At 61.0% G+C, this 13,993-nt stretch carries 15 protein-coding genes and 1 tRNA gene; 10 read left to right on the forward strand and 6 right to left on the reverse strand.

The window, feature by feature from the left end; genetic code table 11:
- Nucleotides 1–44 precede the first annotated feature (44 nt).
- The 5 genes from selD (at nucleotide 45) to BM116_RS12865 (ending at nucleotide 4,011) form a co-directional block, all read left to right on the forward strand.
- A complete protein-coding gene (gene selD / locus BM116_RS12845; RefSeq protein WP_083727391.1) occupies nucleotides 45–1,082 on the forward strand; it encodes a selenide, water dikinase SelD in 1,038 nt (345 codons plus the stop codon).
- The gene (gene mnmH / locus BM116_RS12850) at nucleotides 1,082–2,188 is read left to right on the forward strand and encodes a tRNA 2-selenouridine(34) synthase MnmH (protein ID WP_083727389.1); all 1,107 of its coding nucleotides are present in this window, start codon (nucleotides 1,082–1,084) and stop codon (nucleotides 2,186–2,188) included. The genes selD and mnmH overlap by 1 nt, the downstream gene beginning before the upstream one ends.
- A 110-nt stretch (nucleotides 2,189–2,298) precedes the next feature.
- Complete coding sequence (locus tag BM116_RS12855; protein ID WP_083727387.1) at nucleotides 2,299–3,060, forward strand: SDR family oxidoreductase; 762 nt, start codon at nucleotides 2,299–2,301, stop codon at nucleotides 3,058–3,060.
- Between the two features lie 95 nt (nucleotides 3,061–3,155).
- Nucleotides 3,156–3,626 carry a phosphate-starvation-inducible PsiE family protein gene (locus BM116_RS12860; protein ID WP_211276279.1) on the forward strand — a complete coding sequence of 157 codons (471 nt, stop codon included), beginning with the start codon at nucleotides 3,156–3,158 and terminating at the stop codon, nucleotides 3,624–3,626.
- Nucleotides 3,619–4,011, forward strand: a complete 393-nt coding sequence (locus tag BM116_RS12865; RefSeq protein ID WP_139056977.1) for a DUF6559 family protein — start codon at nucleotides 3,619–3,621, stop codon at nucleotides 4,009–4,011. Before BM116_RS12860 ends, BM116_RS12865 begins: the two co-directional genes overlap by 8 nt.
- A gap of 123 nt (nucleotides 4,012–4,134) precedes the next feature.
- Here the strand turns inward: BM116_RS12865 and htpX are convergent, their stop codons facing one another.
- The 3 genes from htpX to BM116_RS12880 form a co-directional block, all read right to left on the reverse strand.
- Nucleotides 4,135–5,028: a protease HtpX gene (gene htpX / locus BM116_RS12870; protein WP_083727383.1), complete on the reverse strand. Its 894-nt coding sequence runs from the start codon at nucleotides 5,026–5,028 to the stop codon at nucleotides 4,135–4,137.
- 150 nt (nucleotides 5,029–5,178) lie between these two features.
- Nucleotides 5,179–5,601, reverse strand: coding sequence for a hypothetical protein (locus BM116_RS12875; RefSeq protein WP_083727381.1), 423 nt, complete (start codon nucleotides 5,599–5,601; stop codon nucleotides 5,179–5,181).
- 12 nt (nucleotides 5,602–5,613) lie between these two features.
- Nucleotides 5,614–6,825 carry a pyridoxal phosphate-dependent aminotransferase gene (locus tag BM116_RS12880; protein ID WP_083727479.1) on the reverse strand — a complete coding sequence of 404 codons (1,212 nt, stop codon included), beginning with the start codon at nucleotides 6,823–6,825 and terminating at the stop codon, nucleotides 5,614–5,616.
- A gap of 138 nt (nucleotides 6,826–6,963) precedes the next feature.
- Between BM116_RS12880 and msrB the strand changes: the two genes are divergently transcribed.
- From msrB to BM116_RS12895, 3 genes are all read left to right on the forward strand, one after another.
- Complete coding sequence (msrB, locus tag BM116_RS12885; RefSeq protein WP_083727379.1) at nucleotides 6,964–7,365, forward strand: peptide-methionine (R)-S-oxide reductase MsrB; 402 nt, start codon at nucleotides 6,964–6,966, stop codon at nucleotides 7,363–7,365.
- A 230-nt stretch (nucleotides 7,366–7,595) separates the two neighbouring features.
- Nucleotides 7,596–8,078 (forward strand): glutathione peroxidase, encoded by a 483-nt coding sequence (locus BM116_RS12890; RefSeq protein ID WP_083727377.1) that lies wholly within the window; start codon nucleotides 7,596–7,598, stop codon nucleotides 8,076–8,078.
- Nucleotides 8,075–8,545, forward strand: a complete 471-nt coding sequence (locus BM116_RS12895) for a MarR family winged helix-turn-helix transcriptional regulator (RefSeq protein ID WP_235846755.1) — start codon at nucleotides 8,075–8,077, stop codon at nucleotides 8,543–8,545. The genes BM116_RS12890 and BM116_RS12895 overlap by 4 nt, the downstream gene beginning before the upstream one ends.
- A 27-nt stretch (nucleotides 8,546–8,572) precedes the next feature.
- Here the strand turns inward: BM116_RS12895 and BM116_RS12900 are convergent, their stop codons facing one another.
- Complete coding sequence (locus BM116_RS12900) at nucleotides 8,573–10,918, reverse strand: hybrid sensor histidine kinase/response regulator (RefSeq protein ID WP_083727375.1); 2,346 nt, start codon at nucleotides 10,916–10,918, stop codon at nucleotides 8,573–8,575.
- Nucleotides 10,919–11,113: 195 nt separating this feature from the next.
- Here BM116_RS12900 and BM116_RS12905 point away from each other — a divergent pair, with 195 nt between their 5' ends.
- A complete protein-coding gene (locus BM116_RS12905) occupies nucleotides 11,114–12,001 on the forward strand; it encodes an ATP-binding protein (protein ID WP_083727373.1) in 888 nt (295 codons plus the stop codon).
- A gap of 41 nt (nucleotides 12,002–12,042) precedes the next feature.
- Here BM116_RS12905 and BM116_RS12910 read toward each other — a convergent pair whose 3' ends face one another.
- Together BM116_RS12910 and BM116_RS12915 are read right to left on the reverse strand one after the other, a co-directional pair.
- Complete coding sequence (locus tag BM116_RS12910; protein WP_083727371.1) at nucleotides 12,043–12,702, reverse strand: glutathione S-transferase family protein; 660 nt, start codon at nucleotides 12,700–12,702, stop codon at nucleotides 12,043–12,045.
- Nucleotides 12,703–12,751: 49 nt separating this feature from the next.
- On the reverse strand, nucleotides 12,752–13,516 hold the full coding sequence (locus BM116_RS12915) for a hypothetical protein (protein ID WP_139056976.1): 765 nt from the start codon (nucleotides 13,514–13,516) through the stop codon (nucleotides 12,752–12,754).
- A gap of 347 nt (nucleotides 13,517–13,863) precedes the next feature.
- Here BM116_RS12915 and BM116_RS12920 point away from each other — a divergent pair.
- Nucleotides 13,864–13,939 (forward strand) — tRNA-Glu (locus BM116_RS12920).
- The last annotated feature ends 54 nt before the right edge of the window (nucleotides 13,940–13,993 follow it).

A 13,993-nucleotide genomic window follows, 5' to 3' on the forward strand; every position in this document is an offset into this window, starting at 1 on the left:
TCTGCTAGAATCCGGCTTTCTATGTAACCGTCGCGGAGCCGAGCATGACCCAGACCATACGTTTGACCGAATATAGCCACGGCGCTGGTTGTGGCTGCAAGATTGCGCCGCGCGTGCTCGATGAGATGCTCTCGGTCGGCCAGCCTGGCCCGGCCTTTGAGCAGCTCTGGGTGGGCAATGCCAGCCGCGATGATGCGGCGGTATTCGGTCTGGACGACGAGCAGGGCATTGTCAGCACCACTGACTTTTTCATGCCAATTGTCGATGACCCCTTCGACTTTGGCCGCATCGCTGCGACCAACGCCATCAGCGACATCTACGCCATGGGTGGCACGCCGCTGATGGCCATCGCAATCCTCGGCTGGCCGGTCAACCTGTTGCCTGCCGCCGTGGCCGGCGAGGTGTTGGCTGGCGCGCGCCAAGTGTGCACCGAGGCGGGCATGCCCCTGGCCGGTGGGCACTCGATCGATGCGCCCGAGCCGATCTTTGGCCTGGCGGTGACCGGCCATGTGTTGAAACGCCAACTCAAGCGCAACGATCAGGCCCAGGCAGGCGCCCAGCTGTTTCTGACCAAGCCGCTGGGCATTGGCATCCTTACCACCGCAGAAAAGCAGAAGAAGCTGCGCGCTGAAGACGCCGGTGTCGCACGGGATCTGATGTGTCAGCTCAACCGTCCAGGTCAGCGCTTTGCCACCCTCGACGGAGTTCAGGCCATGACCGATGTCACTGGTTTTGGCCTGCTCGGGCACCTGACTGAAATGGCCGAAGGTGCTGGCCTGCAGGCGCGCCTGAACAGCGCGCAGGTGCCGCGACTGCCAGCAGTCGACTACTACCTTGAACAGGGCTGCGTGCCCGGAGGCACGCTACGCAACTTCGACAGCTACGGCCACAAAATCGGTGCGTTGAGCGAGGCGCAAAAGCACCTGCTGTGTGATCCGCAGACCAGCGGCGGTCTGCTGGTGGCGGTAGCGCCGCAGGCGGTGGATGAGTTTCTTTCGCTGGCCGGCGAGCAGGGGCTGGCGCTGAGCTGCATCGGTGAACTGGTCGAGCGCGCCGGCGGGCCCTGGGTCGAGGTGCTCTGATGCGTGACAATACCGAGGACTTTCGTCAGCTGTTCTTGCAGAACGTGCCGCTGATGGATGTGCGAGCGCCGATTGAGTTTGGTAAGGGCGCCTTTCCCCAGGCAGTCAACCTGCCGCTGATGAATGACAGCGAACGCCAGAAGGTCGGTACCCAGTACAAGCAGCAAGGGCAGGCGGCGGCGATCGAGCTGGGTCATCAACTGGTGCGCGGCAAGCTCAAGGCTGCGCGCATCGACGCCTGGCTGGCGCATGTCCAGGCAGCGCCCGAGGGTTATCTGTACTGTTTTCGTGGCGGCCTGCGCTCGCAGCTGGTGCAGCAATGGCTAAGCGATGCCGGTGTGCAGTATCCACGGGTGATCGGTGGCTACAAGGCCATGCGGCGTTTTCTTATCGATACCCTGGATGCGGCTGCGCTGGAGTGCAACCCGATACTGGTGGCCGGCATGACCGGCACCGGTAAGACCGAGGTGATCAGCGCGCTGGACAACAGCCTGGATCTGGAAGGGCATGCGCACCACCGTGGCTCCAGCTTTGGCCGTCACGCTACACCCCAGCCGGGGCAGATCGATTTTGAGAATCACCTGGCCATTGCCGCGCTCAAGGTGCGGGCGGCCGGGCATAGTCGCCTGGTGCTGGAAGACGAGGGCCGCATCGTCGGCAGCTGTTCGGTACCGCTGACGCTCTACCGAGTCATGCAAGAGGCGCCGCTGGTGTGGCTGGAGGACAGCTTCGAAAACCGTGTTACGCGCATTCTGGGTGATTACGTCATCAACATGCAGGGTGAGTATGCCGCGCTGCATCCGAGTGATGCACAAGCCGGTTTCAGCGCCTTTGCCGAGTACCTGCTGGGCAGTTTGCAACGTATCCACAAGCGGTTGGGAGGCGAGCGCTATCAGCAGCTCGACGGGCTGATGCGTGAGGCGCTGGAGATTCAGCAGCGCACCGGTGATGTGCAGGCGCACCGGCGCTGGATTGAAAGTTTGCTGATCCATTACTACGACCCTATGTACGTCTACCAGCGTGAGAGCAAGGACCCGCGAGTGGTGTTCAGCGGCGAGCAGCAGGCGGTAACCGAGTGGCTGCGAGAGCACTGCATCAGCGAATGACATGACGCGTGAACAACAACGCTTAATTTGGTCGAGTCGTGACTATCGCCGCGCTAGTATCCTGAAAAAGACAAGCCCGCCAACGCGGTCAATGACAGGAGTACAGACGCATGAGTAATGAATTTTCCGGCAAGGTAGCACTGGTAACCGGCGCGGCCGCGGGCATCGGCAAGGCAACGGCAGAGGCGTTTGCCGCTGCAGGAGCCCAAGTTGTTCTCTCTGACATTGATGTGTCTGCTGGCGAGGCGGTAGCTGAAGCTATTCGTGCGGCGGGCGGCGATGCGGTATTCATTGCCTGTAATGTGGCGGATTCGGCTGAGGTGAAAGGCCTGATTGAACGCATTGATGCGGAATTTGGTCGCCTGGACTGCGCCTTTAACAACGCCGGTATCGAGATTGAGCTGGGCAAGCTGGCCGATGGCGATGAAGCCGTGTTTGACCGCATCATGGACGTCAACGTCAAGGGCGTGTGGCAGTGCATGCGCTACGAGCTGCCGCTGATGCTCAAGAACGGTGGCGGTGCCATCGTCAATACCGCCTCGGTGGCCGCACTGGGCGCTGCACCCAAAATGAGCATCTACGCCGCCAGCAAACACGCTGTGTTGGGCCTGACTCGGTCAGCCGCCGTGGAATACGCCAGGCAGGGTGTCAGGGTGAACGCGGTATGCCCCGCCGTCATCGATACCGAGATGTTCCGCCGCGCTGTTGCTATCGAGCCGCGCAAGGCTGATGCCGCTGCCGCAATGCACCCGGTGGGCCGCGTAGGCCGCGCCGAAGAAATTGCCGCCGCCGTGCTCTATTTGTGCTCCGAGGGGGCGTCCTTCACGACCGGCATCGCCCTGCCTGTAGATGGTGGCAGTACCTGTATCTGAGTCGGCGCAGGCCCGGTGCTAGGGGGCTGCCTTGCGTGTGTCTTCCTGCTGGTCGATCATGGGCGTAGCTCATATCGACCAAGAGGAGGACCTGAGTGAATAAAGAGCCGCACGACGAGTTACCGCTGGACGATCCGGATCCGATTATCCGGGGCAGCCATCTTGCCATTCGCTTTGCGGTCAAATTGCTGGCCATTTTAATGGTGGTGGTGATCTTCTTTGGCATCGCCGACGTGGTGTATGTGTTGTATCAGCGCCTGACCACCGGGCCTCATTACTTGCTGAACATCAGCGACATCTTTGAAACCTTTGCGGCCTTTCTGGCGGTGCTGGTGGCCATCGAGATTTTCGTCAATATCCGTATTTATCTGAGCAGCTACGAGCTGCCGGTCAAGCTGGTTGTCGCCACCGCTTTGATGGCGGTGGCGCGCAAGATCATCGTGCTGGATTTTGAAAAGATCGAGGCGCTTGAAGTCTTCTCCCTCGGTGCGGTGGTGCTGGCGCTGGGCGGAACCTATTGCTACATGTTGCACGCCCAGCACCGCGAAGGTGGCCGTAATGTTTGAGTTTTGGCGGCGCAGGAGGTTGCGTCGTGCGTTTCGGGGTTATTTGCTTGAGCTTGGTCTGGCTCTGATATCTCGCTACGGGCCCCAGGACCAATTTACCGTCAAGCAAGTGCTGGCGACTATCCATGACCTGCGCCTGGATGGCCGCTTTGCGGCCTACGCGGTGGCACTGTACCGGCGCGAAGCGTCATCCAACTGTGTTGCCTTGTTACGTCTGGATCAGGCTCTGTTGGACAGCCTGCGTGCGGACATTGCGCAGTACCTTTTTGCCGGTGACAGCAGCTATGGTGTGAGTGATGTCCTGAGCCGTGTCCGCACAAGTGGCTGGCAGGGCGGTCCGGCGCCGGATTGGATGGCTAACAAGCATGGACGTACCAGCCTCTAGCGATCTCCGGTGCCATCGTATTGGCGGGGCAGCTGGCCGCGTTGGTCACTGTTCCTGGTCATAAAAAACGGGATCAGGTTGTTACCTGATCCCGTTTTGTTTTTACGCTTGGCTTGCAGCCGCTTAGCGGTAGTTGCCAGCGCGCAGGGCGGCGATACGCTCGTCTAGCGGCGGGTGGCTCATCAGCAGGCCGGCCAGGCCATTCTTCAGGCCGCCGTTGATGCCGAATGCGGTCATCTCACCGGGCATCTCGACCGGAATGCCTTGCTCGGCCTTCAAGTGCTCCAGTGCGGCAATCATGGCGCCTGCACCGGCCAGCTGGGCGCCGGCGGCGTCGGCGCGGAATTCACGCTGACGCGAGAACCACATAACGATGATGCTGGCGAGGATGCCCAGCACCAGCTCGGCAAAGATGGTGGCGATGAAGTAACCGATGCCAGGGCCTTCGCCTTCGTTTTTGAACACCGCACGGTCGACAAAGTTACCGATAATGCGGGCGAAGAACATCACAAAGGTGTTTACCACGCCTTGAATCAGCGACAGGGTGACCATGTCGCCGTTAGCCACGTGACCAATCTCATGGGCCATGACGGCCTTCACCTCGGCCGGGCTAAAGCGCTGCAGCATGCCTTCGGACACGGCAACCAGCGAGGCGTTCTTGTTCCAGCCGGTCGCAAAGGCGTTGGGCGCGCGCGAGGGGAAGATAGCCACCTCCGGCATGCCGATGCCAGCGGTGCGGGCCAGCTCTTCAACGGTACTGACCAGCCAGCGCTCTTGTTGGGTTTGGGGTTGTTCGATCACGCGGGCGCCGGTGCTGCGCTTGGCCATCCACTTGGACAGAAACAGCGAGACAAAGGAGCCGGCAAAACCGAACACGGCACAGAAAATCAGCAGCGACTGCAGGTTCATGCCGCCCTGGCCGTCATGGACGCTGCCCACGCCCAGCAGACTGAGGGTGACGCTGGCAACCAGAATGACCGCTATGTTGGTGGCCAGAAACAACAGAATTCGCATCATGTTCAGGGTATTCCTATCGAGGTAATCAGGGTGTTGCAAGCGGCTCTGGCCCGGTATGGGCGGCCGCTTCTTGGAGCTTATATTGGGCGAAAGCCGGCGGGTTTCAACGGCGACTCTATGACAAAACGTGTCTTGCGGCAGTTCCTTGCTTCAGCGGCGGAAACACTGCTGGACGGCGTCAAAGATCTCGTTGCTGGCGCCGCTGCGTAGCGCATCGCGCAAGCGTTGGGCCAGGCTGGCCTGCTGGCGGGCGACACTGGCTGGCAGGTGGGGCTGCAGGCGCTCGGCGTCGGGGGCCGAGAGCAGGGTGAAGGCGCGTTCGGTCAGGCAGGCCTGATCTATGGCGTCCTGGAGAATGGTGTCGGTGTGGCGCAGAAAACCTTCATCGGCCAGCCACAGCATGGCGCTGAAACAGGCGCTATGACGTGGGGCAGGTACGCCGAAGGGGTCGGGTTCGTGCTCGCCGATCAGGTCGATAACGAAGAGGCTGGCCGGCTGCGGGAAGCGGTTGTACAGCGCCACCAGGATGCGGGCAACATCCTGGTGGAAGTCTTCGATATGCAGATCAGCCACGGCCGTCTGCCACTACTGGCGGTAGGTTTTGAGGAAGTTGGCGATACGACCGATAGCCATTTCCAGATCATCCTTGCGCGGCAGCGATACAATGCGGAAGTGGTCCGGCCAGGGCCAATTGAAGGCGGTGCCCTGTACGATCAGGATCTTTTCCTGCAGCAGCAGGTCGAGAACCATCTTCTCATCGTTGTGGATCGGATAGACCTTGGGGTCCAGCCGTGGGAACAGGTACAGCGCGCCCTTGGGCTTGGTGCAGCTGACGCCGGGGATGTCGTTGAGCATTTCCCAGGCGGTATCGCGTTGTTCCAGCAGGCGGCCGCCCGGCAGGATCAGGTCATTGATGCTCTGATAGCCGCCCAGCGCGGTCTGGATCGCGTGCTGCGAGGGCACGTTGGCGCACAGGCGCATGGAGGCGAGGATTTCCAAGCCTTCAAGATAGCTGGTGGCGTGGTGCTTGGGCCCGCTGATGACCATCCAGCCAGAGCGGAAACCGGCCACGCGGTAGGACTTGGACAGGCCATTGAAGGTCAGGCAGAGTACGTCCGGGGCAACAGCGGCCAGTGATTCGTGCACGGCACCGTCGTACAGGATCTTGTCGTAAATCTCATCGGCAAACAGGATCAGGTTGTGCTCACGGGCGACCTGGGCCAGTTGCTCCAGCACCGCACGCGGGTAGACGGCGCCGGTGGGGTTGTTCGGGTTGATGACCACCATAGCCCGGGTGTTGGGGGTGATCTTGCTGCGGATGTCTTCGATATCCGGGTACCAGTCCGACTGCTCGTCGCACAGGTAGTGCACGGGCTTGCCGCCAGAGAGGCTGACCGAAGCGGTCCACAGCGGGTAGTCGGGTGCCGGGATCAGCACTTCATCACCGTTGTTGAGCAGGCCCTGCATGGACATGACAATCAGCTCTGACACACCATTGCCCAGATAGATATCATCAATGCCTACACCAGGGATGTTTTTGGTCTGGGTGTAATGCATTACCGCCTTGCGCGCAGAGAACAGGCCGCGCGAATCGCTGTAGCCCTGGGCGGTTGGCAGGTTGAGAATAACGTCCTGGAGAATTTCCTCCGGCGCCTCGAATCCAAAGGGTGCAGGGTTGCCGATGTTCAACTTGAGAATGCGATGGCCTTCTTCCTCAAGGCGCTTGGCGTGCCGCAGAACGGGTCCGCGGATGTCGTAACAGACATTGGCCAGTTTGTTGGACTTGCTAACCTGCATGGTGCTTACCTTGTCGATCCGAGCTGAGTAGGGTGTCGGGAAGCAGGCGAAGGCTTCCCAGAGCGCGTAATAAACGCCCATCATACGTTGAGCGCGGGCGGCTGTGAACGTCCTATTGGGCTTATCAGGAGTTAAATCATGAACAAGATCAACAAGAGCGAAGCCGAGTGGCGTGAGCAACTCGACGACACCCAGTTTCAGGTTTGCCGCATGAAGGGGACCGAGCGGCCCTTTACCGGTGCCTACTACCGCAACAGCACCCCCGGCGTGTATCACTGCGTGTGCTGTGATGCGCCATTGTTTGATACCGATACGCAGTTTGATGCCGGCTGCGGCTGGCCCAGCTACTACCAGCCGATTTCCCCTGAGGTAGTGGAAGAGCACGAGGATTTCAGTCACGGCATGCATCGGATCGAGGTGACCTGCACGCGCTGTGATGCGCACCTTGGTCACGTATTTCCTGACGGCCCGCCGCCTACCGGGCTGCGCTACTGCATCAACTCGGTGTGCCTGCGTCTGGAGCCGCGCGAAGGTCTCTAGGGTCTGTTGCCGTTTTGTTCGCCTGTGGCCTTACAGGCGCACCCTCCGGCAGGTGGATGAACGAAACGGCAACAGACCCTGGCAACCGCTGGCGTCATGCTCACCGGGCTGCGCCGGCTTCAGGGCGGCGAGCCAAGTGGTCATAGATGTGGATTGCGCGCAATTTAGTTGACATAAATATTGCTGCTGGTAGCCTTGCGTCAATCCCCGTTCGCCTGAAAGGAGGCGTTATGAGCACCTTGCTGGATATCCCCTGTACTACCATCGATAACCGTGACTCCTCGCTCGGCGCGCTGCAGGGCAAGGCCTATCTGGTGGTCAATACCGCCAGCAAATGTGGCTTCACGCCGCAGTACAAGGGTTTGGAGGCGCTGTGGCAGGAGTACGGCGAGCGCGGCCTGCGGGTGGCGGGGTTTCCGTGCAATCAGTTTGGCGCCCAGGAGCCGGGCAACAGCGGCGAGATCAGCGAGTTTTGCGAGCTGAACTACGGTGTCAGCTTCCCGCTGTTCAAAAAGATCGATGTCAACGGCGCCAACGCGCACCCGCTGTTTGTTGAACTCAAGCAGCAGGCGCCGGGTGTGTTGGGCAGCAAGGGCATCAAGTGGAACTTCACCAAGTTTCTGGTTGACGGCCAAGGCCGCGTTCTTAAGCGCTACGCACCCACCACCAAGCCCGAAGAGCTGCGTGCCGATATCGAGGCGTTGTTGCCGTGAGTTCAGCCACACCCAGCGAAGTCGATCAGCTGCTTGCCCTGGACAATCAGCTGTGTTTTGCCCTGTATGCCGGCTCGCGCGCCCTGATGCGTACCTATCGCCCGCTGCTGGAGCCGCTGGGGCTGACCTATCCCCAGTATCTGGTAATGCTGGTGCTGTGGGAGTGGCAGCGTGAGCCGCCGGAGCACCCGGGCGTGAAGGCGCTGGGTGAGCGTTTGCAGCTCGATTCTGGCACGCTGACGCCGTTGCTCAAACGTCTGGAAACCCAGGGGTTGATTCGCCGCGAGCGGGTGCGCGGCGGTGACGAGCGTCAGTTGCAGGTCAGCCTGACCGAGGCGGGCAGTGACCTGCGTCAGGCCGCTGCCAGCGTGCCGCACCAGTTGATGTGTCAGACCGGCATGAGCGCCGCGCAGATGCGTGAGCTGCGCGACGGCCTGAATAAATTGCTTGGTGCCATGCAGGAATAGGGCGGCCTGTACTCAGGGCGTCGTGTTTTACTGGCCACCGCCAGGTAGCCAGCGCAGCAGAATTGCCTGCAGGTCTTCGCGCTTGAAGGGCTTGGCCAGATAGTCATCCATGCCGGCATCCTTACAGCGCTGACGGTCTTCCTGCAGGGCATTGGCGGTAAGTGCGATGATCGGCAGCTTCTCCCAGCGCGGGTCGGCGCGCATGCGCCGGCTGGTCTCGTAGCCGTCCATGATCGGCATGTTGCAGTCCATCAACACCAGCGCGTAGTCCTGATCGGCGAGTTTGCTCAGGGCCGCCTCGCCGTGCTCGGCCAGGTCCACTTCAAATCCCAGGCGGCTGAGCATGCCGCGGGCGACCATCTGATTGACGGCGTTATCTTCTACTAGCAGCAGCCGCTGGCCGCTGCCCAAAGGTTGCGCGCCCTGGTTGCTGTCGCTGCTCTGCGCTTGCTCGAACAGGGCATCGATTGCCCGTGCCAGCCGGTTGCGCGGTGGCGGGGTGGCGACTTGCTGGCGGATATGCAGGGTATTGGCGCGCTGGTTGTCCAGCTGCTGCCCGTAGCTGCATAGCAGCAGGCGCGGCGTTGCAGGTTGCACCTGCTCCAACTGCTGCGCCAGTTGCGGGCTGTCCAGCAGCCAGAAGTCATGGCCGGGTGGCGCGCTGGGTAAGGGCGCAGCCGGGTCATAGTCCAACGGCGTGCAGCGCATGTTCCAGCTGCGCAGCAGGCGCTCCAGGACCGGGCCCTGCATCTGGCCGTAGCGATTCCACAGCAGGACCTTGCGCGGGGTTGGCGGTTGATAGCGAGGGCTGTCGTCATGGCTGTGCAGGGGCAGGAACACGCTGAAAGTGCTGCCGCAGCCGGGCTCGGAGTTGACGTGCAGCTCGCCATGCATGGCGTCGGTCAGACTCTTGCACAGGGCCAGCCCCAGGCCGGTGCCACCAAAGCGCCGCGAGATTTGTGCATCAGCCTGGGTGAACGGCGAAAAAATGTCCCCCAGTGCCTGTTCGGGAATGCCAATGCCGGTGTCGCTGACCTGAATGCACACCCGGCGCAGATCGCCCTCGCTCTTGTTGAGCTTCAGGCGCAGCGCCACGTGACCCTGCTCGGTAAACTTGAGGGCGTTGGACAGCAGGTTACTGACGATCTGCCTGACCCTGGTCGGGTCGCCCAGCAGCAAGCCGGGTAGTTGTGGGTCGATCTCGCAGATCAGCTCAATGTCCTGTTTGCCTGCGTTCTGTGACAGCAGGCTGGCGGTTTCTTCCAGCAGTGCGCCGAGGTCAAAGGGGATCTGTTCGAGCTGTAGCTTGCCTGCCTCGAATTTGGACAGGTCGAGAATGTCATTCAGCAGCGCCACCAGTACCTTGCCCGAATCGTAGGCGATGGAGAGCTGCTGACGCTGCTCGTCGTTCAGTTGGCTGTCCAGCGTCAGGCCGATCATGCCGAGCAGCCCGTTGATGGGCGTGCGAATCTCGTGACTCATATTGGCCAGGAAGGCTGAGCGGGCGCGAGCCATGTCCAGCGCCGCCTCGCGCGAGGCCTCCAGCTCGCGGTTGGATTCGCGCAGTTGGGCGTTAGTGAGCTGGACCTCGGTGGTGCGGGTTTCGACGATGCTTTCCAGCTCCTCCAGATACTTGCGCAGGCGCTCCTCTGCGCGCAGCTTCTGTCGCAGGTTAACGTCGATGCTTTGCAGCTGCCGGTTGATTACTTCGACAAGGGCGCCGATTTCATCGCGCTCGTGGCCGTCGGGGCAGGGCAGTCTGCTGCGCTCGCCCTCAGTACGCATGTCCAGCAGGTCGTTGATCAGTCGCACCAGGGGCTTGGTCAGCATAGCGTAGAACAGCACCATGAGTACCAGCGACAGCACCAGACTGAGAACAAAGCCCGAGAGCATGGTCAGCCCGGCGCGGCGCAGGAAGCTGGCACCCTGGTAGAAGGTATCTACCTCAATCACCAGGTGCCCCAGCAGCTCGTTGGGGGCGTGCTCGACATACAGCGGCTGGGAGTAGTCACGGCGTCGACCGAACAGCGCATCGCTGACTGTACGATAGCGGCTGGTTGCCATTGGCCGGCTGACACTGGCCAGCGCGATGCCGTTGTTGTCGATGATTTCCGCGCGCACAACCTGCGGAGCTTCCAGCAGGCCGCTGACCAGCTCCATCGCCAGTTCCGCATCGATGTTGTAGGCAATACGCGCTGCCGGGCTCAGGCTGACATTGATCTGCGCCTGTACCTCCTGATCGATCAGAGCGTCTTCAGAGCGATAGTCGACAACGACCTGTGCCAGCCCGAGCAGGATGCCCAGAGCAAAAGCCACCAGTACGCTCAGGCGCGCTTGCTTGAATGACAGTCGATTGGTAAGGCGTATGTCCATTTTTGGCCTTGATGATGATAGCACCGTGGCGCCTGCTCCTGTCTGCGCAGCCAGCAGCAGACTGGCGGCAAGGCTAACAGAGGTGACACCAGATTGAGCTTAGCAGTCCGGGCAACAGTCTGTGTCGGTGTTCATGGTGGTGGCTGCCTGCGACGCGTGGCATTCTTGCACGTTTGTTGCCCAGAGGAGAAACCCATGGCGGGTGTCAGTACCGAGCAGTTCATGCAGCGCGTCGTGACCTTTATCGAGCGCTTTGAGGCTACCTTGCCGGAACCTGTTCAGCAGGTTGACTGGGCGAACACCTACGCTGCGCGCTGGACGGTCGAAGGACAGCAGGGTCATCTGCGCCCGCTCAAGGTCAGCTTGACGCTGCGCTTGGATGATCTGGTCGGGGTCGAGCGCCAAAAGGCGCTGCTGGGCTCCAACACCGGGCAATTTGTGCGCGGCTTGCCAGCCAATAACGCTTTGCTGTGGGGCTCAAGGGGCACTGGTAAATCCTCGCTGGTGCGCGCACTGCTGAGCGAGTACGCGGAGCAGGGCATGCGCCTTATCGAGGTCGACAAGGCCGATTTGGTGCATCTGTCGGCGCTGCTGCCACAGTTGGCAGGGCAGCCCTGGCGCTTTGTACTGTTCTGCGATGATCTGGCCTTTGAGGCCGATGACAGTGGCTACAAGGCGTTGAAAACAGTGCTTGATGGCACCGTTGAGGCTGCGCCGGAAAACCTGCTGCTGTATGCCACCTCCAACCGCCGCCACCTGTTGCCGGAGCACAATAGCGATAACCTGGCGGCCAAGCAGGTTGATGGCGAGATCCATCCGGGCGAGGCAATTGAAGAGAAAATAGCGCTGTCCGACCGTTTTGGCCTGTGGGTGTCTTTCTATCCCTTCAGCCAGGATCACTACCTGGCCGTCGTGCAGCATTGGCTGGGCCAGCTTGCCCGCGAGCACGGGCTGCAATGGCAATGGAGCGAGGCGCTGCAACTTGAAGCGGTGCGCTGGGCTACCGGGCGCGGCAACCGCAATGGGCGCTGCGCCTATCAGTTTGCCCGCTCCTGGGTTGGCCGGCAGTTGCTGGAGCCCTGACTCGGACTTGCGCCGCCCAGGCAGCGCAAGCGTGGCGGTCCTCAGAGGCGGCCGGTCAACTTGGCTACCAGCGCATGCTCTTCGGGCAGCAGTGACGATACGCTGCTGCGCGCGGTCAGCCGGCTCAGCAGCGACGACAGACCGGGCCAGCGGTACTCGTCAATCAGTTCGCCGGCGTGCGCCAGGTTGATCAGCTGACAGCCCACGGCGATATCGGCCAGGCTGAACTGCTTGCCGAGAAACCAGGGCTGCTCGCCAAGTTCTTTCTCCAGATAATCAAATAGCGGCGGCAGGCGGTTCTGCAGCGTGTGCTGCACTTGTGTCTCGTCTGCACTCTCACCAACGCTGCGCGCAACAATGCGCGGAAAGAACACGCCAAAGGTGCTGTGCGGTGCCAGCTCATAATCTGCGTACTTCTCCAGCCAGCGCACGCGCGCCGCTTCGGCCGGCGTGCTGCCGTAGAGTGAGGCGCTGCCCCGGGTGTCTTGCAGGTATTGGGCGATGACCGCTGAGTCTGCCAGCTTGAGGTCGCCGTCGGTCAGGGCGGGAATGCGTCCCAGTGGGCTGATGTCGTAGTACCAGTCGGGCTGCCCGCGCGGTGGAATGAATTTGTGCTCGTAGGTGATGCCGAACTCGGCAAGCAGGATGCGCACCTTGCGCACATAGGGCGAGAGGCTTGCGCCATACAGGGTAACTGTCATGCGGTGTTCCGAAGCTGCGGTGTGGTGAGCAGCGCCAGCGGGTCGGTGCTCAATCGTCGTAAACGGCCTTCTTCTGCCAGAGTTCATCGGCCGATTCCATCTCGGCCAGCCCTGCATTCAGCTCGCTGGGCTGTCCTTCATCAGCTTTATTCTGCGCGATTACGGCGGCTTCCGCACGCTTAAGCAATTGCTTGTATTGCTCCAGGTGTTTAGCCAGGCTCGGATTGTTGAGTTTGGTGATAAAGGCGATGGCGCGCTCATACTGCAGCTTGGCTACGCGGGGCTTGCCCTGGCTCATGGCCTGCTTGGCGGTGGCGTTGAAGGTTTCGAGGTTGGCGGTAATCAGCGAGCGTCGTACATGGGTGCCCCATTGCTTCAGCGTGGCGTTGTCTATCAAGCCGTCGTGCTCGGCCTGCTGCAGCTGCTTGAATAGGTTCTCCAGCTGCAGGCGCGCTTCCTTACCGCGCGCCTCACTGTCCAGCACCACCGGTGGATTGCTCGGCACCTGGCCTTCAGCCAGCGCAGCGCGGGCCTGGTCCAGGCGCTGCTGTACGTCTTGACTCTTGGCCATGCGTTGCAAACGCTCCAGCAGGCTGATCTCTATCTGCAGCATGAGCGTGCCCAGTTCAGCGGGCAAAAACTGGCCGGGCAGGGCGCCAGTGGCCTGTCGAGAGACCTTGATGCGTGCAGTCAATTCGGCGGTTTGTCGCGCCTTCTCCAGTCGGTTGCGTTCCAGGCTGTGGCTAATAAAGCCAATGCACACCAGAATGATCAAACCGCCAGCCAGCAAACCGCCTATTAGTAGTGGGGACACAGGATGTCTCTCTTTTTATTTATCGGGGCCTTGCATCAGGTCCGGGCGGCTGGAGAGTCAGCCCGAATTGATGGCTATCACTTTAGCATCATGGCCGAGACGGGTACGTGGAACAAGTTTTTTTCTGACGTCAGTAAATCAGCTTAGTCGTCGGGCGCCACGGCCGGCGCGGGATGGCGCCGAACGGTCGAGCGCAATTGCTGAAGGGGGGGGCTAAAAAAACCTGGAAAAATATCAACTTGGGGTTGACGGGGTGTCGGTCGCTACATAAAATTCGCGCCGCTTGCAGCGAATAATGCGCAGCAGGTAGCCAGAGGTAATACCTCGGCATAGAGAAGCCCGGATACGTCCCCTTCGTCTAGTGGCCTAGGACACCGCCCTTTCACGGCGGTAACAGGGGTTCGAGTCCCCTAGGGGACGCCACTTTCGGCGTCAGTTTTGCGGGAATAGCTCAGTTGGTAGAGCACGACCTTGCCA

The organism is Halopseudomonas pachastrellae (genome assembly GCF_900114765.1).
GTDB lineage: Bacteria > Pseudomonadota > Gammaproteobacteria > Pseudomonadales > Pseudomonadaceae > Halopseudomonas > Halopseudomonas pachastrellae.